Annotated in this window: 13 protein-coding genes; 3 read left to right on the plus strand and 10 right to left on the minus strand. The window is 43.1% G+C overall.

Going from position 1 to position 22,675, the window contains the following annotated elements:
• Nucleotides 1-4 precede the first annotated feature (4 nt).
• The 9 genes from AC0T5Z_RS02015 to AC0T5Z_RS02055 all read right to left on the minus strand — a co-directional run bounded on the left by AC0T5Z_RS02015 (nt 5) and on the right by AC0T5Z_RS02055 (nt 12,773).
• Nucleotides 5-2,842 carry a monovalent cation/H+ antiporter subunit A gene (locus AC0T5Z_RS02015; RefSeq protein ID WP_435336718.1) on the minus strand — a complete coding sequence of 946 codons (2,838 nt, stop codon included), beginning with the start codon at nt 2,840-2,842 and terminating at the stop codon, nt 5-7.
• 608 nt (nt 2,843-3,450) lie between these two features.
• Entirely contained in the window at nt 3,451-4,824 is a 1,374-nt protein-coding gene (locus AC0T5Z_RS02020; protein ID WP_291335149.1) for an AAA family ATPase, read from the minus strand.
• A 16-nt stretch (nt 4,825-4,840) separates the two neighbouring features.
• Complete coding sequence (locus AC0T5Z_RS02025) at nt 4,841-6,343, minus strand: UvrD-helicase domain-containing protein (protein ID WP_435336717.1); 1,503 nt, start codon at nt 6,341-6,343, stop codon at nt 4,841-4,843.
• Nucleotides 6,344-6,365: 22 nt separating this feature from the next.
• Nucleotides 6,366-7,148 carry a bifunctional phosphoribosyl-AMP cyclohydrolase/phosphoribosyl-ATP diphosphatase HisIE gene (gene hisIE / locus AC0T5Z_RS02030; protein WP_435336716.1) on the minus strand — a complete coding sequence of 261 codons (783 nt, stop codon included), beginning with the start codon at nt 7,146-7,148 and terminating at the stop codon, nt 6,366-6,368.
• Between the two features lie 123 nt (nt 7,149-7,271).
• A complete protein-coding gene (locus AC0T5Z_RS02035; protein WP_435336715.1) occupies nt 7,272-8,354 on the minus strand; it encodes a patatin-like phospholipase domain-containing protein in 1,083 nt (360 codons plus the stop codon).
• 206 nt (nt 8,355-8,560) lie between these two features.
• The gene (locus AC0T5Z_RS02040; RefSeq protein ID WP_435336714.1) at nt 8,561-10,180 is read right to left on the minus strand and encodes an ABC1 kinase family protein; all 1,620 of its coding nucleotides are present in this window, start codon (nt 10,178-10,180) and stop codon (nt 8,561-8,563) included.
• 13 nt (nt 10,181-10,193) lie between these two features.
• Nucleotides 10,194-10,889: a ubiquinone biosynthesis accessory factor UbiJ gene (locus AC0T5Z_RS02045; protein WP_435336713.1), complete on the minus strand. Its 696-nt coding sequence runs from the start codon at nt 10,887-10,889 to the stop codon at nt 10,194-10,196.
• Nucleotides 10,890-10,900: 11 nt separating this feature from the next.
• A complete protein-coding gene (gene ubiE, locus AC0T5Z_RS02050; RefSeq protein ID WP_291335136.1) occupies nt 10,901-11,845 on the minus strand; it encodes a bifunctional demethylmenaquinone methyltransferase/2-methoxy-6-polyprenyl-1,4-benzoquinol methylase UbiE in 945 nt (314 codons plus the stop codon).
• Between the two features lie 223 nt (nt 11,846-12,068).
• Nucleotides 12,069-12,773: a DUF8198 family protein gene (locus tag AC0T5Z_RS02055; RefSeq protein WP_435336712.1), complete on the minus strand. Its 705-nt coding sequence runs from the start codon at nt 12,771-12,773 to the stop codon at nt 12,069-12,071.
• 191 nt (nt 12,774-12,964) lie between these two features.
• Between AC0T5Z_RS02055 and pap the strand changes: the two genes are divergently transcribed.
• Complete coding sequence (pap, locus tag AC0T5Z_RS02060) at nt 12,965-14,383, plus strand: polyphosphate:AMP phosphotransferase (protein ID WP_435336744.1); 1,419 nt, start codon at nt 12,965-12,967, stop codon at nt 14,381-14,383.
• A 50-nt stretch (nt 14,384-14,433) separates the two neighbouring features.
• On the opposite strand, the gene AC0T5Z_RS02065 is transcribed toward pap, so the two are convergent.
• Complete coding sequence (locus AC0T5Z_RS02065) at nt 14,434-14,943, minus strand: hypothetical protein (RefSeq protein WP_414630581.1); 510 nt, start codon at nt 14,941-14,943, stop codon at nt 14,434-14,436.
• 226 nt (nt 14,944-15,169) lie between these two features.
• On the opposite strand from AC0T5Z_RS02065, the gene AC0T5Z_RS02070 reads away from it, so the two are divergent.
• Nucleotides 15,170-18,910, plus strand: coding sequence for an exodeoxyribonuclease V subunit gamma (locus AC0T5Z_RS02070; protein ID WP_435336711.1), 3,741 nt, complete (start codon nt 15,170-15,172; stop codon nt 18,908-18,910).
• A 44-nt stretch (nt 18,911-18,954) separates the two neighbouring features.
• Nucleotides 18,955-22,674, plus strand: coding sequence for a UvrD-helicase domain-containing protein (locus AC0T5Z_RS02075; protein WP_435336743.1), 3,720 nt, complete (start codon nt 18,955-18,957; stop codon nt 22,672-22,674).
• Nucleotide 22,675: the final 1 nt, after the last annotated feature.

A 22,675-nucleotide genomic window follows, 5' to 3' on the forward strand; every position in this document is an offset into this window, starting at 1 on the left:
TGCATTATTCCTTTGGAAGTGGGCCAGACATGCCTGAGTGACGTGAATCGCCCAAGACCGAAATCATCAACATAACCGCGCCAACCACTGTGACATACACGCCCACATCAAATAAGACGGCTGAAGCGAGGTGCATTTCACCAATGATTGGAGGATTGACATAAATATGTGCGCTAGTGAGGAAAGGACGTCCCCAGAACCATGCGGCAAGCCCTGTCAGACCTGCAATGCTTAAACCCACACCAATCCAAATTTCGTATAAACGTCCAGATTTGGCTTTGAGCATTTGTTCGGTTTGGTCTTGACCAAGCGCAATGTATTGGATGATTAGTGCCATTGCGGTAATTAAACCAGCAATAAAGCCTCCACCCGGTAAGTTATGACCGCGCAAGAAAATATACAGACTGACCACAAGGGCGATAGGTAAAATCCATGAGGCGGTAATACGCAGCATCAACGGTGAAGGATTAAAGCGGTAGGTTAAACCTTGCGTCATGATAGTGCCGTGTGCACGCATACCATCCATTAAACACAGCGTACCAATCGCGGCAATGCCCAAGACGGTTATTTCACCAAAGGTATCTAAACCACGGAAGTCTACCAAAATGACGTTGACCACGTTGGTTCCGCCACCGAGAGGAATGGATTGCTGATTAAAGAACCATGAAATTGAATTATGGTCGCGGGTCATCACCAACCATGCAATCCAGCCGATACCAATGCCGCCACCAATCGCAATCAAGGCATCTCGCCAGCGACGTGAGCGGCTTGATTCATAAGGGGTTAATTGTGGGAGCAGGGAGAGACTCATCAGCAATAAAACAGTGGTGACGACATCAACCGTGATTTGGGTTTGTGCCAAGTCAGGTGCAGACAGTCCGACAAATATCATGGTGACAACCAAGCCTACTGCACCGCTGATTAAGACAGCTTTGATGCGCTCATGGTGGTACCACAGCATCATCCAACAGGCAGAGAACAGCAATAACCATAAAACAATGGCAATTATAGGTGCATGTGTGAGTTCGCGTGTGCCAGTTGTTAAGCCCTGATTGAATAATGGTAGTGCGACTATGAATACTGTAAAGACAATGATCCACACTAAATAGCTTTGCAGTGAACCATTTTCAGTTTTACGTTTGATTTTGCGTGAAGCTTGTAGCAAATGTTTTAAGAATAATTCAAAAAGCAGTTTGCCTTGGAATTGACCTAAATGTGGATCGAGGTCAATTTCACGAATTTTTCCACCTTTGGCAAGCGAGAAATAAAAGATGATCCCGCCAAGCAAAGCAATTGCACTCATTAGCAAGGGAAGGTTAAAGCCATGCCAAATTGCCAAATGTGTGCCTTCAAACTGTAACAGTTGGGTACTGGCACGAGTTGTGCTATTGACAATATGCTCGACCAATAAGGCAGGCATCAAGCCGACTAAAATACATAAAACAGCCAATAAAGTTGCGGGTGCACGCATGCCAAACGGAGGTTCGTGAGCTTCTTTGTTTGGGACATCTTTACCAATCGGACCGTCAAAGAAAACGCCGTGTACCAAACGTATTGAATAGGCCACTGCAAAAATACCAGCCAGTGTGGCAACAATTGCAGAAACCAACAGTACAGGGCCAGATAAGTTTGCTACTAGTTCGGTAAAGAACATTTCTTTGGACAAAAAGCCGTTGGTCAACGGTACGCCTGCCATAGAAGCCGCGGTAATCATGGTGAGGGTAGCGGTAAAGGGTAGCAGTTGCCATAAGCCACTAAGTTTACGTAAATCACGTGTGCCTGATTCGTGGTCGATAATTCCCGCAATCATAAACAGCGCCGCTTTAAAGGTGGCGTGGTTGATGATATGGAAAATGGCTGCAGCCACTGCCAACGGTGAACCAATGCCGAGTAAACACATGATCAGACCTAAATGACTGATGGTGGAATATGCCAATAAGCCTTTTAAATCTTCTTTGAAAATGGCAAAGAATGCTGCCATACAGAGCGTAAATAGACCAATAAAGGTGACTAGGTTGTGATATAACGCTGCGCCTGCAAAAATTGGCAATAAGCGCGCCAGCAAGAAAATCCCTGCTTTGACCATGGTTGCCGAATGCAGATAGGCAGAAACAGGCGTGGGTGCAGCCATGGCATTCGGTAGCCAGAAGTGAAACGGAAATTGCGCACTTTTGGTAAATGCACCCAGTAAAATCAGCAATAAGGTTGGCACAAATAAATCATGACTTTGAATTTGTTCAGTCATCATCAAAATTTGGTCAATTTGATAGGTGCCTGTGATTTGCGCCAATAACACAAAACCACCGAGCATGGCGAGTCCACCCATGCCTGTAATGGTCAGTGCCATACGTGAGCCGCGTTGTGCCGCTTCGTAATTGCTCCAATAACCCACCAATAAGAAAGAGGAAATACTGGTCAGTTCCCAAAACGTCAGCAACAAAATCAGGTTATTGGATAGCGAAATTCCCAACATGGCAGCCATAAACAGCATGAGGAGAACATAGAGTTTACTGAGCGAGTTTTGCGGACTTAAATAATAATAGGCATAAATAAAGATGAGTGTGCCGATCCCTGTGATCAGCAAGGAGAATAATAAACCAAGCGCATCCAGACGAAAGCTTAAATCAATCCCCAATTGTGGCAGCCAAGACCATGTTTGAATGATCGTTTCGCCATTAAAGACTGCTTTTGCTTGGGTCAGGAGTAGAATAAGACTACTCAGACTGACGCCAATCGCCCCTAAAGCCGTTACCCCGCGTGAAAATTGTTTCAGCCACGAGACAAGGGTTGTGCCTAGTACTAACGGTAACAATATAATAATCGGTAGCACACTCATATCCATTGTCGTGAATAGGTTGAAAACCTAAAGGGTGAATCTTATCTTCCAAGGATTACAGGACAGCAACACACCATCCAAAAGATTCAATCTTGAAAGTCAATCAGTTGTGTCAGTAAACACGTGGTCTATAGTTTTGATGAGCGTATTGTCGCAACTTAAACTCAAAACAAGATCATGCAAAAATAATTTTACATGGCTAGGCGGCTCAAGCAGCAAAAATATGCTGATCTTTCGCTGAAGATTCAGCGAATAAGGTTGTGCTGGTTTGGTTAAAGCTGTGTTAAAAATATTTAGATACGTCAATCTACAACCTAGTTGAACTATGGATGAAGTTGATCTGCATCTGCTGCATTTTTGTTTACAGCACTCACCGTGTTTGAAAGGTCAATAGACACTATTCAAGGTATAAATAAGTTGTATTGCGCAACTTTAAAAACTACAGCAAAATCGGATTTTACTATAAAAGTTCAAAATTAATCTGATTTTATTACATGAATAAAACAACATCAATTTTTTTTGCATACAGCAAAGTCATTATATACCGTCTGTTATAGGTGGGATAAAGTATTTCCTTGCTTTTTGCCCAAGTATGCGTTGAAAGACTTCGGCAATTAAGATTCAGGCAATTGATCAGGTGTTGGCTCACTATCCAATTGCTGTAAGCGTTGCAGCAATTCCTGTTTTTGTTCGGCAGTTAAATGGTTTTGAATCTGCTGCAAAATTTCAGCCGTGCCTAATTGTGTTGGGTTTTGTTCTTGTAGGCTGACGTCTTCTGTCGTGTGAGTGGTTTCTAGCACATCAGCATAAATTTCTGCAAACTGCGGTTGTAAACTTTGCCATGCGATGGGATGCAGCTGTTGATGTTCCAGTTTTAAACATTGAAAGCGTTCCGCTTGTTCCAAGAGTTCGCTGCGGTTGCCTGTGGCAATAATTTGTAAGCGCGGAAAAGCTTGATGTAAACGGGTCAGTATTTGTGCGGCCTGTTGTTGATCGAGCTGATGATCAATCTGGTCAATCAACAAAATACCATCTCCCTCGCGACACGGATACAAACTGTTTGGGTTTAGCAAACAGAGGCGACGTACAATATCGCCTACCAGAGCAATCCAGTTGCGCTGACTGTTCGATAGTTGTTGATACAATAACTGTTTACCCTGACAACGCACCATGAGTTGTAGCTTTGGTAAATATTGCAGATAAATATCTTCAATTTCAGGCAGTACAATTTGTAAGGCATCTTTGAGTGCTTGCAAACTTGGTGCATGCATTTGTGAGTAAGCATGTAACAGCGACTGATTTAGTGCCTGTGGCAACTCACTTTGCTGTTGCTGATACAGCTTGTGTAGCAATTGTGCACTTTTGGCATTTTCAATATCAGAAATTTCCCGCAGCCATTCAAAAAAACGTGTAAAAGTCGTGAATGGAATCGCGGCAATTTCGTAGGCATGTCCAGGTTGTAAAATCAGCGGATTATTTTTATTGAGTAAATTAACTTCATTCACGAAGCGTTCTGCAGGGTAGTAGGCAATCAGCGGTAGACCTTGCATCGGGTCATGTTTAATGGCGTGTTGATAGAGCTGCACCATTTTTTCAAGCTTGGCGGTTTCTGCTTTGCTGACTCCCACGCCACTACTATTTAGGGTTTTATATAATTGCCAGTCACAATGGTGGGTACTTTCAAGTTGCATGTTACTTGATTCAGCCAAACTGCCTATTTCTGCTGGAATTTCCACACAAATATCAATTTTAGCTTGAAGGCGATTGAACAAAATATCTTGATCTTGCATCACCAAGCCCGCAGTGCGTAAGTCTTTATAGCGAGCGGCAAACCAAGTCAGTGCTTGATAACTAAACCTTAACAGCGAGGTTTTTCCTGCGCTTTGATCGGCCAAAATAAGCGTGATGGGCAAGTCGTGATAATTGAGTTCGAGTTTTAGGTCTGCAAAATGGGTGATGTGTCTGAAATGAACCGATGTAATTTTCATAGCGCACCTTCTGCAATTACCCCACCGCTTTGCGTAACGATGTCGGCATTTTTATTTTCAGTTGTTGTACCAAATCGTAAATATGATGAATGTTTAAACTGACTTTAGCACGTGTGCATGCCACGTACAGCAATCTTAATTCTTCATCACTAATTTTATGTTCTTTGTCGTTCAGTTTAAATTGGTAATCGTCTTCAATCTGTACCCGATTCCATTCTAAACCTTTGGCTTTATGCGCTGTCGAAATAATATAGTCGGCTTGGTCAATCGGGCTGATTTTAGCCAGCGCCTGTTTGAGCGGATTAGTGCCGTGATCATCGACCAGTTTGACTAAAGGCTTAATGTCGCTGCCATCGTTGGTTTCACAATATTCATGTACATCATGCCAGGAGTTAAACCATGCCAGTTCAGGAACATCGGTCACACGTTTGCCTTGTTTTAGCATCGCGGCAGCATCCACAAAGCGGTTTAAACGCACATGGTCGGCTTGCAGACTAACTTTATCGCCATGCACCAAACCTGCTAGTAGTAGTTCCATGGCACGGGCGTTGGTGCGGCATAAAATGGCATCGCGCATTTTGGTATGCGGTTTGTTAACCACTTTGGAATGTAATTCTGGATTGCCTAAGAGTGGCAGGGTTTCGTTTAGGCCACCCAAAATGGCATTGGCAGTCAGCGCAATTTCTTCACCAAAACGGAACGATGTGGTTAGCCGTGATTCAGGCAAAGGTAATTGCTGCATGGCATTGATTGCACCACGCCAAGCATAGATTTGCTGATGCGCATCGCCCACATAAATCACTTGAGTATTACGTTGCTTGAGTAAAATGCCCAGCATGAGCGGGTCGGCATCTTGAGCTTCGTCAAACAGCACATAATCGGCAGGAATGTTGGGTTCAGACAAGGCCCAAAGTTTCAGATAAATATCGTGTCCAATGCCTGCCTGATGATTCGGATCAATCGACTCCAGCCAGCGTCGCTCTACAGCAGGATAAAGATGCTTTTGTAAGGTGTCGATGTCATCTGGATGCAACCAACTAGGTGTTTGTAAATGTCTTGGGGCAGGGTATTGCGAACTTGTCGAGCAGAAATGACTCACGGCATTGGCCACCAAGCTGGCTAAACGACTTGGCATCAACACATATTTTTCATAGCGTCCGCCCATCATGCGTCTAAGGGTAATCGGTTCTAAACGATATTCTTTGGCAATAAAACTTGGACTTAAACGTGGCAGGCGTAATTTGTCGGTGACTCCACGTGGAACGCTACGATAAGCAAGCGAGTGAAAAGTACGACAATCGACCTGACGATGAAATTTACTTTGTGCTTCTGCGGCAATGGCTTTGTTAAATGCCAAGTACATGCCACGCCGTTCAGGCATAGCATCGCTGATCATTTGTAAGGTGGTTGTTTTACCTGTGCCTGCATAGGCAATCACTTTAAAAGATTTGCCCAGACGAGCATTATCTATAGCAGTAGCTTGCTCATAGGTCGGGCGAGGCTTGGTGATCACAGACACAGATTAGGGTTGGCTTTTAATGTCAGTGGCTACGGTTGGCTTTTTCAACCAAGCCTGATAAACCTTGACGACGAGCCAATTCATTCAATACCACTTGCGGTTCAATATCGAAATAACCCAACATGACAATGCTGTGGAACCATAAATCGGCCACTTCATAAATCAGGTCATTTTTGTTGTTGGCATTGGCTTCGGTGTTGAAATCTTTGGCTGCAATAATCGCTTCCACGCTTTCTTCACCGACTTTTTCCAAAATTTTATTCAAACCTGTATGGTACAGCTTGGCTACATAAGATGAGTCAGGGTTGGCGGTTTTACGCTCGCTCATCATTTGCCCTAAATAAGCCAAAACTTCGACCTGTTCAGCTTGTGCTTTTGATTGGCTCATGGCTAAAGTGTGGGCATTGGCGGCTTGTTCACCATAAATTTGATTTGGGTCTTTCAGCTGCGCATCTACAATTTCCCAACCATTCGCGGTGAGTTTACGATAAAAACAAGATTCACGCCCTGTGTGGCAAGCAATTCCACCATGTTGTTCAATTTGTAGGATAATTACATCAGCATCGCAGTCCAGACGAATTTCATGTACGGTTTGGAAGTGTCCTGATTCTTCACCTTTGTGCCACAATTTATTGCGCGAACGTGAAAAATACACCGCCTGATTTTTTTCGGCAGTTCGTGCCAAGGCTTCACGGTTCATCCACGCCACCATCAATACACGTCCTGTTTGATGATGCTGTGCAATGGCAGGCACTAATCCTTGTTCGTTAAATTTTACTTCATCGAGCCACTGCAAGTTATTCATGAGTTGTTCACCAAAATTAATTGAAATTGTATGGACGCTATTTTCTGAGCGCACAATTTTACATCGTCCCTATAGTGTACGTGATTCAGGACAATTTACCTAAATTATCTTGCCGGATTTGTACTATGAAAGCGTTTGCATAAATTGAGGGAAGTTTTGTTTTTCCACCATTTCCAGAAATTCATCGCCCAAACGCTGACTTTCTGCCACCGATTGTTTCCATAAGCGAACGCGCTGTGCTTGATCTAAACCTTTTAAAGTGAAGTCTTTTCGATCTGGCAAACGGCCTAAAGGCAAGCTACTTAAATATTCTGCCGAAGGTGACAGCAAGAGTGTACGGGCCTGATTTTCAGGATTGGCTTTACGATGCTTCAACATTTTATCGAACCAGCCTGGGGTAATGCTGTCGGTAAAGTGTGGATACAGCACGATACCCTGACTTTGATAAGGCAAATCTAGATGGTAATCAATTAATCCACCATCCCGATAACTGCCTACGGGCGCATCAGGAATGTCACGAATTGCAGACATTACCCCAGGAATAGACGCTGAGGCGAGCAACCACGGTGTGACATTTTTTTCATTTAGGGCTTGGTAATGGGTGACAAAATCATCTTTTACCATAAACTGCTGACCTTGTGCAGGTTGGCTGATGACACGTTGCATAAATAAGCGGTTATGTTTACGCGCAATGGCATTGCTGCCAATAATTCCTGCCACAGACGCAAGCAAAGGCAAGGCTTGGTCACTTTGGAAAATATGCTGAGCTTTGACTGAAATGACCGTAAGGTGATAGTCAGGGTGTTGAATCAGTTGTTGTTGCTGTCCCTGAATCAGTTCAAACAGCATGTTTTGACAAATCTCGGCGACTTCTTGACGCGACATTTTTTTATGAAAATACAAGTTGGTGTATAAATCGGACAGGCGTTCGGTACCTTGTTTTGCACCCCAAGCTAAAATACTGGCAAAGCGCCAACTGCCAATGGAGGAACCGACCACAGTGCGGCGTTTAGGGGCTTGGGCAAAAAACTCACCAAAAATTGCTTGATCTAACCCTTGAATGCCAATGCCTTTGGGACCACCTGCTGCGCCAGGAATAATATCGACGTGTTGGGCGTGTAAGCCTTCTTGTTCAATCAGTTGGCGTGCCAGATGTCCTGCGCGAATACTGAGTGCAGGGGCACGTTTATGCAAAATCTGAGTCATGCTTGATCTATAACGCTACAAATGTGCATTAATTGTAGGCGTGGTGATTTTTACAACAATGGCGAGAGGTGTCACTTAATGACTGGTGAGTCATGCTGTGGTTTTTAGGCTGAGTCAGGGCGAATCAGCACGAAAAAAAGCCTGTTTTAAAACAGGCTTTCTAATTTTTTTATCGTTTAATCAGTTTGTTATCAAGCAATGTAGCTTTATTTTACCATACGCCAAATCGCCAAGAAACTTGCCAACGCGATTAAAACAATAGAGACATACCACGGTGCAATAATCGCTATGGAGAGGAAAATTGCCATAATGCTGCCAAAAATCCAGCTGCGTTTTTGCTGATGTTCCATTTGCAGACGCATGCTTTGTAATTCATGCAATTGTTTGGAATGCCAAGCCGATTGGTTTTTTAAACCATTTAAACTGTCAATCATTAAACTTGGTAAGTCTTGCGCACCCAACAACAGGTCGGGAATCTGCTGCCCAATTTCTTTGACATTTTTGACTGGATTCATGTTGGCTTTAATCCAATCCGTTAAAATTGGTTTAGCCAGTTTCCAGATGTCCAGTTCAGGGTATAAGTCTGTACCCAAGCCCTCAACATGCACCAAGGTTTTTAGTAGTAGCATTAGTTGCGGTGGAATTTCCAAATGGAAGCGACGTGCAATATCCATGACTTGAATCAGGATGCCTGCAAAGTCCAATTCATGCATCGGTTTAGACACCATTGGCCCGACAGTGCGACGCATTTCGCGGGCGAGGGCATCTTGATCTGTGCCCGGTGGAATCCAACCTGCTTGATGCACCACTTGAATCAGCTGCATAAAGTTGCTATTCATTACCGCCAGCAACATACGTGCTACGGTCATTTGGTCATGCTTGGACAGCTCGCCCATAATCGCACAATCTAGCGCAATAAAGCGCGGATTGTTCGGATTGATGGTTTCCACAAAGACGTTGCCAGGGTGCATATCGGCATGGAAAAAGTTGTCACGAAACACTTGGGTAAAGAAAATCGTGAGGCCTTTTTCTGCCAAATCGGCGCGATCCATACCCAAACGATCAAAGGTTGCTGTGTCGGAAATCGGCACACCTGTAATGCGCTCTGCCACCATCACATCTTTACTGTCCATATAGACTTCAGGCACGTACATCATGCTTGAGCCTGTAAAGTAGTGACGCATGCGGCGCGTGTTGTCGGCTTCTAAGGTCAAATCCAGTTCGTTGAGAATAATTTGACGATAGTCCTGAATAATTTCAGATAAATGTAGAGCGCGTGCTGCTTCTAGACGTTTTTCCAGTGCTGCGCCGAGCCATTCCAAAATTTCAAAATCTTGCAGAATTTGTTGGCGAATATCGGGTCGGGTGACTTTAACTACGACTTCACGACCATCATGCAAGGCAGCGGTATGGACTTGCGCAATAGAGGCTGCTGCTAAAGGCTGTTCATCAAAACGGGCAAACAGGGTGTTGATATCTGCCTTGAGGGATTGTTGAATTCGCATTTGTGCCACGTCAGACCCAAATGGTTTGACACGGTCTTGTAGCAACACCAATTGCTGTAAAACTTCAGGTGGGATCAGGTCGCGACGTGTAGACAACAACTGACCAAGTTTAATAGCCAGTGGTCCCATTTCCTCTAAAGCCTCTTTGAGCTTCAGCGGGTTTTTACGTTCTTTACTTGACCAAGCGGCAGGATGCATGCGAATAAAACTGAGTGCATGGCGTGCCTTTTCTGGTAGTTCTTCCGCAGGAAACAACGTGTCGAGTCTATAGTGCGCGGCAATGCGCCAAAGTTCGAGTAAACGTGAAACATGCGGAATCATAAAGACTTATTCCCTAGGGTTGGGTGGAGTTTAAGGTGTCAGCAGCGGTATCTCGCTGTGCATCAAGCTGCGCTTGTAACTGTCGAATTTTGGCTTCGGCACGGTCTAAATTTTGTTGAAAAATGCGCGTGTCTTGTTGTAAGTCATCCATTTGCCAACGTGGGGCAAATAGACCACTGTCTTCTTTTAGGGCATCTTCAGCAAAGAATAAATGACTGTGCAGACTGCGTTTTAAATGTTTCGGCGCAAGCTGAATTTTGCCAATTTCATGCGCCAAAGCAGGGCCAATCCACGGGCTTAAATGTGCGGCCAAGTCTGGTTCAGCCTGTTGCATAATGCGCTGAATATCTTGCAAAAGATGATAGTCACCTTGCAGGGGAATATTGCCCACTTCATCGGACAGCAACAGTTTGAGCAATTGCACCAAATTCTTCACATGCAAGGTGGCAGTTGCAGGACTGATATTTTGCGCTTGATCAAACGGGCGTTGTTCAAAAATAGAAGGCTGCTCGCTGTGACCTGTTGCGGTTGGTTCTAAACGGACTTTTTTGTCATCAAAAAACACATCTACCGAAAGCTGTGGTGAATCGAGCACCACACGTAACATTTTGCCGTGCAGTTGGTTGAGCTGAATGCGTGTAATCGCATCCAAATCAATAATATGATGAATTAGTTTCTCAACTGCACCGAGGGCAAGAATTGACCACATTGCGGTACACCTTAGAGTTTAAAACCACGGTGAACGGCAACAATACCAGCTGTCAAGTTGTGGTAATCACAGTTTTGGAAGCCTGCGTGTTCCATCATGCCTTTTAAGGTGCGTTGATCTGGATGCATACGAATAGATTCAGCCAAGTATTTATAGCTTTCTGAGTCGTTTGCGACAATTTTACCCATTAGCGGCAATGCTGTGAATGAATATAAGTCGTAAAGCTTAGAGAACGGTTCAAATACTGGTTTTGAAAATTCTAAAATCAATAAACGACCACCTGGTTTGAGTACACGGTACATTGCTGCCAAAGCTGCATCTTTATCGGTCACGTTACGTAAACCAAATGAAATGGTTAGCAAGTCAAAGCTGTTGTCTTCAAATGGTTCTAAAGTTTCAGCATTCGCCAACACGAAATCGACATTGGTACAGCCTGCATCAATTAGACGGTCACGCCCAACATTCAGCATAGATTCGTTAATATCTGACAGTACCACATGACCTGTAGGGCCAACTTCACGGCTAAAGACTTTGGCTAAGTCACCTGTACCGCCTGCAATATCGAGTACTCGCTGACCACGACGTACACCAGACATATTTATCGCAAAACGTTTCCATAAGCGGTGAATACCAAATGACATTAAGTCATTCATAATGTCATATTTATTCGCAACCGAGTGGAAGACTTCAGCGACTTTCTGGGCTTTATCTTCACTGCTAACAGTTTGATAGCCGAAGTGTGTGGTCGCACCGACATTGCCTGTATTGGCACCGCGTGGCAAATTATATTTTGGCACTGAACCTGTGACAGGTGTATCTGTTAACTTTTGTTCTAAAGATTGTTGCTGACCTTGTGGAGCGCCTTGCGGTAGAGGTTCGGTTAAGAATGGACTCACTTTGTCTGTTGGTTGTGCCGACTCGGGAGTAGCGGTAGGCGTTTGATTTTCATTCGACATTGGAGTCACTCCTCAGGATAAAAGACTTAAGGCTGCAGTGCATGCATGATGACAGATTCTAAGCACTTGTACAGTAATCATCATGCAATTGTTATGAATAATATACAGAAAAAATCAAATAGTGCGCTAGCCATGCATGGAATTGTTGGCTATTTCACAGAATGAGGAATTCTTCTGCTTGAGCTGACAGATGGCTTTTAGATCAACTGAGTAAACATGACTACTATTGAAAGGGGTGTAAGTCACCTGCATGTACTTTGGCAATAATTTCCCGCTCTGAGGCAGTAAATTGTTTCACAAATTTCTCTGCAGACTTTAATGGTTTCATGGCTAAAAAGCCATCTTGCATAAACTCATACATAATTTGAAAACTGTATTTTTGCGCTGCGCCTTTACACATTTTAAACGCGGTATAGACCACAAAAGAGCGCATATATTTATCTAGGTTTTTACCCAGTTCATCTAACATATTTAATTGCTTTAAGCGCGCTTCGCCCTGACCAAGCTTTAAATAAGTCAGACGCATCATCTCATCATTTAAAGGCATATTTTCAGGATAGTCTTGCAGCAATTGTATCGCGACTTGTTCATCTAACTGCACCGCTAAAATCGCCAGACTCACCCCAGATGTCCCTGTTTTGATTGCATTTTCAGGAATGATTTTTTCAGCTTTGTGTGCATATTTCAGTAGGCGGGCAATTTGACCCGCCAAAGCATCAAAATCTGGGCCGCCATATAAGCGGTTTAAGAAATATTCAGCCATCAAGACATTGTGCTTTTCGGTAAACTGTGTGGCATGGGTGCGTTGCATACGCTGCTTTTGCCATGCTTGCACATCTTGTAAGCGTTGAAAAAGCACAGGGTTTTTATGATATTCAAATTGATAATACAGTTCTAATAGCTCATCTAATGCAGCAAGTTTAGACATAGGGTGTCTCATGATTGAGTTGAATGGGCAAATCTTAATGTGAGTTTGATCTCGTCGCTATGACAAATTGCAGAGAATTCCAAACGGCAAAGGTCAGTGTCTGAGATTAATCTACAAAAATATGCGAAAAGTTGTTAAAAAAAGGGTCGATATTCGTATACTGATGCAATAACACAAGAACAGAGCAGATGATGTCAAAAGCAAATACTGAATTTAAACTCATGGAAGAAGAACAACTTTCAGTCGAGCTCATTGAAGCCCAATATGCTTTAAAAAATACCAAAGGTGAAAAAAATGCCAAAAGTTTACTGATTTTAGTGAGCGGTATTGAATTGGCGGGTAAAGGTGAGGCGGTTAAACAATTAAGAGAATGGGTCGATCCGCGTTATTTAAGGGTAAAAGCCGATGCGCCACATCCGTTTAATCCCAAACAGGTATTTTGGCAGCCTTATGCACGTTTTATTCCTGCCGAAGGTCAAATAATGCTGATGTTTGGCAATTGGTATAGTGACTTATTAAGCACAGCCATGCATGTGTCCAAACAAATTGATGACACGATGTTTGATAATTATGTCGAAAAAATGCGTGCTTACGAAGAAGACTTAAAAAACAACCATGTGGATGTCATTAAAATCTGGTTCGACTTGTCGTGGAAATCACTACAAAAACGGCTGGATGATATGGAGCCGAGCGAAGTGCATTGGCATAAATTGCACGGTTTGGATTGGCGCAATAAAAAACAATATGACAACATACAGAAGCTGCGCCAACGCTTTACCGATGACTGGATTATGATTGATTGCGAAGATGAAACCATCCGTGATCAGCAATTTGCACAGCATATTTTACGTGCATTACAGCATTGTCCTGTGCATCCAACCAGCTCTGGCATTACTTGGCAGCCTGCAGAAATTCCTGAAGTTTTGCTTAATCCTGTATCTGAATCGGTCAATGATGATGACTATAAAGCAGAGTTAAAGAAACTCACTAAAAAAGTGGCAGATGCACTGCGTTTTGATAACCGTAATGTCAGCCTTGTTTTTGAAGGAATGGACGCAGCAGGCAAAGGCGGCGCGATTAAACGGATTGTAAAAAAACTGGATCCGCGTGAATACGAAATTTATACCATTAGCGCCCCTGAAGCCTTTGAAATCAGCCGTCCTTATTTGTGGCGTTTTTGGACGAAAATTCTGCCTGAAGAAAAAATCAATATTTTTGACCGTTCTTGGTATGGGCGGGTATTGGTGGAACGTGTAGAAAGTTTGATTAGTCCACTGGAATGGCAGCGTGCCTATGACGAAATCAACCGCTTTGAACAAGACTTAAATGACCATCAAACTGTCGTGATCAAATTTTGGTTAGCCATTAGTAAAGATGAGCAAGAGCTGCGTTTCAAAGCACGTCAGGAAACTGCACATAAGCGTTTTAAAATTACAGATGAAGATTGGAGTAACCGCAGCCGTTGGGATGATTATTTGGTGGCTGCGGCAGATATGCTGCAACGTACCAGTACTGAATATGCACCGTGGCACATCATTCCGAGTAATGACAAAAAAGCAGCACGTTTGGAAATTTTAAGAACTATCTTAAAACAACTCAAGGCAGAATAATCTGCCTTGAGGATGCAAAGTCTGTGTGTTGAGTCAGTTTGATTTGAAAATTAAGCATTCACAACTTTGGCTTGTTTGAGCTGAATGCTTTTTGCCAGTTTATAGCTTTCTTCAACATGCGTTTCGGCAATTTTTTTCATAATAAAATAACCTAAACCTGCAGCCACCATTTGTCCACCCAATGGAATAAACTTGGTGACTTGTTTGGCGATGTACTTGGCTGCGACATTATTCAGGGATTTTTTTACTGCAGTGCGCGCTACGACTAAACCTGAAAATTCCACACCGCGTTTACGCAATTCGCTCCAGTGGACTTTTCGGGTTTCAGGATCGTACACACTGACTTGCTCAGGAGATAAGCCAAAACGTGCATTAATTTCTGGAACCAGTTGCGACAAGATGCCCACATCAATCACGACGTCCAAAAACGGCACAGGAATGACGGCTGCACCTGCAGAGAAATAGGCACGTTTTTTGACCAGTTCTAGGCATTCTGCGCGAATCATTTCCAAGTCTAGGCTTGGATCAATGCTATCTGGAATTGTCTCTCTTTTTATCATAGGTACAACCTTAAAATGGCGAGTCATTGTATGCTGTTTGCTAAATAAAACCACTTTATTCAAAGCACTTTTTGAAAAAAGTAGGCAATAAAAGTATGCTTGTAAAGTGGCATATACCATTGTAAGTGTATAGCCAATAATCTTTATTTTTTGTTGTACCTGGGGCGAGTGATAGATCAACCGCCTTCTCGTACTTTCTTCTTTAAAATAAATTAAAGGACAGCTGATGGCGATTCATGTCATACAAAGCCAACGTATAGAAATTTTAGTCAATGAAATGCTGAAAACCATACGTCAACCGACATCGAATCCGCTTCAGGTACTACAAACCCAGCATTTTATTGTACCTTCGCTGGCTGTAGAAAAATGGCTAACGGAAAAAATTGCTGAACAAAAAGGCATTAGTGCAAATACTGAATTTCATCATCGTATTCGTGCCTTTCAATGGGCGGCTTATCAGGCCGTTTTAGATGATAAAGATCGGGTTCGTCAGGCAAATATTCCCCGTATTGTGATGCAATGGCGTGTGTTTTATGACTTGCAACCGTGGATTCAACATGAACAAAACCCATTGCCTGCCGAACATGATTTACATGGTTTGATCCAGCGGATTTATGACAGTGCAGAGCAACTGCCACAAGGTTTAGAAAAGCAGCTTAAAAAACAAAATATGCTGTATTGGGTGGCAGATAAAGTTTCACGTTTATTTAGCAACTACATGGTTTATCGTGGTTTTTGTCAACAAGGCTGTGAGGGTGTTTGCCAGTGCCAAAGCAATTGGTTGGCGGTTTGGGGGCAGCAGAAACGTCTGAATTTAAAGCAGCAAATTTATACCCCTAAAAACTTTGCGAGTGAAGAAGAAAAACAAGCAGCATTAGAAATTTACGCATTCACTCAAGCGCAAGCCGAAGAATTAGAGCAATGGCAAAGTTGGTTGTGGTCGCATATTTTCCATGCCGATTTCAAAAAAATGCAGGAGATTGACCAGCAATTTTGGCAAGCCTTGGGCGATCCTGAAAATCCAAATGCATGTATTAACAAATTACCCAAACAGTTGGTGATTTTTACCTTATTAGACTTGCCGCCAAGCCAGTTATTGTTTATTCGCCGTTTGGCGCAGTATATGGATATTTTTATTCTGCATTACAACCCATCGCAAGAATATTGGGCAGACATGGTCGATCCTAAATGGAAATTAAACATGGATGCGCGAATCAAAAGTCGTTTTATTCGTGAGATGGAAAGTCAAAATAAAACGGTAAGTGATGATGATATTACCGCATATATCAAAAAATATAATGGTGAATTTAATGCTGATATTCGCGAGTCACATCATCCCTTGCTAACGCGTTTTGGTAAACAGGCGCGAGATCACTTTTCATTGTTGGCGGCGTTATCGAGTGGTGACGAAGGTGAGTGGTACGATCTTTTCCCAGAAGAAGAGCCGCAACATTTACTTGGTAAAATTCAATCGGATGTATTGAATTTGGTTGAGCCAACCGCGCAGGCGTACGACTTAGACCCTGCCGATGAGTCACTGCAGATTCATGTGTGTCATTCAAGTTTACGTCAGCTTGAGGTACTCAAAGATCGTTTAATTGCATGGCTAGGGCAAGATGACAGCCGCCAAGCCAGTGATATTTTGGTGTTGAGTCCGAAACTCAAAGAACAAGAGTCTTTAATTCGCAGCGTATTTGCTGCACCGCCAAGTGAGCGTGATCTTTATCAGAAAGGACAACACAAAGCACAGCAGAATCAAGCCGCTTTAGGGCATCAACTGACTCAAGACAGTGTGTATTTGCCTATTCAAATTGCAGGCATCAGCTCTTTAGATATTCATAATGCATGGCGTGCAGTGGTTGGGCGTATCACGTTGGTACAAGGACGTTTTAGCTTTGAGGAATTTGGCGACTGGTTGAGTTTGGCTGCGACACAACAGCGTTATGCCTTGAATTTAAACAATATCGAGCGCATGAATGAGTTGTTAGCCAATGCAGGTTTTAAACGTGGTTTGGATGGCGAGCATTTAAAACGTAGCCTGAGTGCAGATGATCAAGATTATCGGTTTAGCTTAAAGTTTGCTTTAGATCGTTTGGCTTTGGGTGTTGCGGTGCCAGAGCATTGCGTGGTTCAGCACACTTTAAGTTATGCTGGTGTACAAAGCAGTGATTTTGAATTGATCTTTAAACTGATTCAAATTTATCAGGATTTTGCACAGCGCCGTGATTGGCTGATTCAGCATGAATTGGGGCAAGCCAAAACGGTAGAATATTGGCTCAAGCAACTGATGCAAGACTTGAGTGAGTTTCAGGATGCAGGGGTAGATGTGTTGGCATCCGTGTTTAGTTTGGTGCAAAAACATGACCGTATGTTGACCTTAGCCAGTTATTTTGATGCGCAACCGGGTCAAGATTTGCGCCATTTAAGCTTACCGCTGGATTATATTCTGCAAGAAATCTCTGCCCAGCTCGAAACCCAACTCGAACAAGCCAGTCCATCGGGCGCCATTACCTTTAGCCAAATTGGTGCAATTCGTCCACTGCCATATAAGCTGATTGTGATGTTGAATTTGGACAATGGCGTGTTCCCAAGTCGTGATCAGCAATTGGCTTTCGATTTGATGCAATTATTAAAACCACAACTCGGAGATCGTTCACGTATTGAGGATGATCAGGGGGCGTTTTTAGACAGTTTATTGTTGGCGCAAGACAGTGTTTGGCTATTTTATAACGGTTTTGATGTCAGCGATGGTGAGGTGCGTGATCCATCCGTGGTGGTGCAAGAATTTGTGCAGCATTTGGCATTGATTGTGAAACATCCTGATGGCGCTAGCGATTCACGCTTAAATTTGAATGGTGTTGAGATTCCTGCACAATTGAAATCTCTATATTATTTACATAGTTTGCAACCTTTCGATCAGCTGCGTTTTGCCGAAAGCCGTGAAGTTCGCTTTAAAGATCAATGGTATCGGGTTGCCAAACAAATGCAGCAAGAAACCACACCACGTGAAGCATGGTTTGGTGAATATCCATTATTGCCGCAAGACGTGGTGGTGTTAGACAGCATGCAATGGATTCGTGATGTGTGTTTCCCTGCGCGTGCCTATTTAAAAGCGATTGGAGTCGAAAACTTACAGTCCGACACTGCTGCAATGAACCACGAACCGTTGATTTTAAATGGTTTGGAAAAATATAGTGTGCGTGATTTTTTACTGCAACACGGTGAGCAAGATGCAGAAATCTTGTTGCAAGATACCTTGCCTGTGGGCAAAACCTTAAATGCCACGTTTAAAACGGGACTGCAAGAACAGCAATATTTACGTGACACACTCCAGCAGTTTGCAGACGAAGCAACCACAACAACGCAACAGCTTTGGAAAATGAATCCGCATTTGCATATTCGCATTCAAGTGCCTGAACAGCCGACAAAGCTTTGGTGTAGCGTGGTGGCAGCAAGTGCCAGACCAAAAAAATATGCCGAAGTATGGTTGGAATATTTGTTCTGGGTGGCCTATCAGAACACAGAACAGCAAGATTTAGAACGGATTGTGGTTTGTAAAGATGCGGTGATTCATTTTGCCAATATCCATGCACAGCAAGCACACGAGTATTTAGCCCAATGGTTTGAGTTCTGGAAACATGCACAGCAATATCCTGTGTTATTGCCTGCGGCTTTAGTTTTAAAAATGACAGATAAAAAAGAATTTGAAATTCAGTGGGATGAAGCTCAGCCCGATCAGGTTTTGAATATGGAAAGTTTTGTAAAACATTGGCATGGCGGTGCTTGGGGGAGCTTTATTGATGAAAGTGAGAAAAATCACCCAGACTGGTCATTTATTTTTCAAGACAGTGAAACTGAACCGTTGTTGATTGAGGCATTTCAGCAATATAGCCATCGACTGTATCAGCCCATCATTGAAAATTATGAATCTGCGAAAAATCTTCAAAAACAAGGGGAATCTGCGTGAACTCATCTTGCCCATTCCCAATTTGTTATGACCCAATTCAAGAGATGCAATTTAAAGGCTTACATTGGATTGAAGCATCGGCAGGTACGGGTAAAACCTATACTTTATCGAGTTTGATGGTGCGAATTTTCCTGAAAGATTATTTGCCTAATCAGGTGATTGCGACCACATTTACCCGTGCCGCAGCAGCCGAGCTCAAAAGTCGTATTCGTGCACGTTTACTTGAAACCCAACAATATATCGACCAGTGTTTAAACCAGTCTTTAGATCAGCGCGCCCTTGCAGAGAAAATTGCACAACTACAAGATCCTTTACTCAAACATGTTCTGCAGGAGTATCGCTTAAAACTGGACTATGCCAGTTCACGTTTGAAGTTGGTGATTGCACAACTCGATGAATTATTTGTAGGAACGTTGGATAGCTTTAGCCAAAAATTATTGCGTGAATTTTCCTTTGAAAGCGGCAAAATTGAGCGCGCCAATATTACCGACCAAGCATCGGTCTATACCGAACAATTGCTGCATGATGTGTTGCGGGAATGGATTCAGGCACAGCCTCAGCACGTTGTGGACTATATGCTGTTATGTGGGCGGTTGAAATCTGCAACCGACTACCAGGATCTGGTCAATACCAGTTTGAATTTTGCATCAGCAGAGATTCAGGGCATAGATCAGGCGCAATTGGAGGTACAAGATTTAGCAGAGGCGTTGCAGAATTTAACCAGTATCACCATCACGCAAATTGAAGAATTAAAAGAATATTATGATGGTGAATATAGCTTTAATTTTTCCCATTATGTCGCGGGGAGTGACAAGAAGGGGTTGCAGCCACTATTTACAGTGACTTTGCCAAAACTGATTGAAAAAATTAAGCATAATCCTTTAGAACATTATTTTAATTCACACCTTGCTGAATTGTTTAATGCGGTCTTTGCACTATATTTGAACCAAGACGGTAAGCTCAGAAAATCAATTTTTAACAAAGCGAAAGCACCATGTACGCAAGAGGTGCAAGATGCTTTTTTTGATCATCCTGTAATCCGAAAAATTAAAGCAGTGGTGGATGCCAAACTTAATTTTGAGCGTCAAATTGAATTGGTGGATACCAATTTAAAATTCTATTTGGTACAACACGTCAAACAGCGTTTACCACAACTTTTACAGCAAAAAGGGGAAACCACTTTTTCCCATCAAATACGCAGCTTAGCCGAAGCTTTGCAGGGAGAACGCGGGCAGCGTTTTGCGCAGTTTGTGCATACCCGTTATCCACTGATTTTGGTGGATGAGTTTCAGGATACCAACCAAGATCAAGATGACATGCTCTCGCAAATTTGGCGTAATCCAAAGTGGTATATGCGCGGTTGTATGATTATGGTGGGCGACCCTAAGCAGGCGATTTATGGTTTTCGCGGTGGCGATATGCTGACCTATAACAATACCCGCGATGATGTGCTGAAAAAACAAGGTCGCATTTACTCACTCAGACAAAATCATCGTTCAGTGAAAGAGTTGGTTTGTGTGGTGGATGAGCTATTTCAACGCCAACCTGCTTTTGGTGAGAAAGTGGTTTATGAACCTGTCATTGCAGGTTCACGTCCTCATCCAGCTTTAATAGATCGACAACAAGTCAATCCTGCACCGCTGCGTTGGGTGACGGTGGAACATGATCAGGATGAATCCATTCAAATTGCACGAAAAATTCGTGAGTTATTAAATCAAGGCATCGCAGGTGATTTATATTTTGATCATGCTGCAGGCAAAGTGGCTTTGCAAGCTGATGATATTGCCATTTTATCGACCAGTCATCAAAAGCTTGATCAAGCCCAATACGAGCTTGAACGAATTGGAATTCAGGTCAATAGAAGTAGTCAGCGCAGTGTTTTTACAGGCTTTTTAGCCAAAGATGTGGCGGCAATTTTAACCGCAATTTTACATCCTTATGATGAAGCCAAGGTAAAGCGTGCCTTGCTGACACGTTTGTTGGGCTATAACCTGCAACAGTTGATTGAACTTGAGCAACAAGGTTTGGGTCAGTTTATTTATGACTTCGATTGTATTCGTGAAATGTGGGTCAATAAAGGCTTTTTAACCGCATGGAATTACTGTCTGAACTTATTTAAAGTTTGGGAAAACCTGGTTGCAAAACGCAGTTTTGACAATGAACGGCATGTGGTGAATTTACGCCATTTAACCGAATTACTGAGTCGTCAAAGTGAACGCCATCAAGGGGCTTATATGCTGTATTACTGGTATTTACAGCAAGTTGAATCTCCTGCCAAACGCGACTGGGAAATTGAGCGAAAGCTTTCCAATGCGGCAGGCGTGAAACTGATGACCATTCACCAGTCCAAAGGCTTAGAATTTAAAGTCGTGTTTTTGATGTCGGCAGATCAGCAGCCCAAATCTGACAAGTCTGCTTTGGTGTTTGCAACGCAGGAAGCGCAAGGCATTGAGCAACGCATCCTAGCCATTAAACATAAAAACATCGATGCCACAGCAACGCAGCAGCACAGTGAGCGCCGTTTGGCAGAGTTGAATCGGCTTTGGTATGTGGCATTGACACGTGCCAGCTATCGGGTCTATGCCATGCTGAAACAGCCTGCACCAGCGAAAGAAGGTAAAAAAGAGGCGGCACCCAAATCCGCTGGTTTAAATGTTTGGCGTTTAAAAGCGCCAAGTTCAGCAGAAATTGCTGCAGCGTGGAGTTGTGATGAAGCGCCTCTGCCGCAATTGGCGGCAGCATTACAGCTCGAACAAGTGCAAGAAATTAAGATTGAAGCCGCAGATTTTCCGCAGCGTCGCTTTTATCCACGGACCAAAACCAGTTTTAGTGGCTTGGCACAACATTTGCCTGCCGCTATGCGTAGCGATACTTTGGCATTGTCAAGCGAGGAGCAGGCTGCCGCTGCCGATGAAATCAATCAGGAACCTGTTGACGTGGAACAGGAAGTTGTACATGTGGCTCAACCGATTGCATGGATCAAAGCTAATTTTCAGCGGGGTACTCAAGCGGGGAGTTTTTTACATAAACTCTTCGAATATATCGACTTTCAAGCCAGTCATGACAATATTTTAGAAGAAGTTAAACGCCGTTTTCATAACGACAAAGAGTTTAATTCCGATGTGTTATTGGCAGACTTGATGGCAAAACTCGACACTGCCAAAGGCAGCGCGACTGTGCAGGAAGCAGATATTTTTGCGCACATGACCGAGTGGCTGTTGGACGTGTTGAATACTCCTTTGCACGATACTTTCCAGCTTTCAGCCTTATCTACAGCACATTATTTATCAGAGTTTCCATTCTATTTGGCGTTGGCAGATCAGCGTTTATTTATTCAAGCGATTCAGCAATTGTTTGAAGATGTGGGTCGTCCTATTCAAGATTTAAATGAAGCCGCTACTGCTCGTTATCTGACAGGTTCAATCGACTTGGTTTATTTTGATGGTCAGCGTTATCACATTGCTGACTATAAGAGTAATTATTTGGGTGCCGATCAGCGCGATTATGAAAAAACCAATCTTGAACGCAATATGACCCAATCGAGTTATTGGTTACAAGCGGCCTTGTACTTGGTGGCATTGCACCGTTATTTAGGCAGTCGTTTGCAAAATTATGATATTCGGCAACATTTGGGTGGAGCCAGCTATTTGTATTTGCGTGGTATGCAGGGGCAAGCAGGGCAAGGGGTTTGTTACTGGCAGCCTGATGCGGAATTTATTCTGCAATTAGATCAGATATTGGGTTATTTTGAACTTAAAAAATAAG

It is taken from the genome of Acinetobacter pengchengensis (assembly GCF_982235305.1).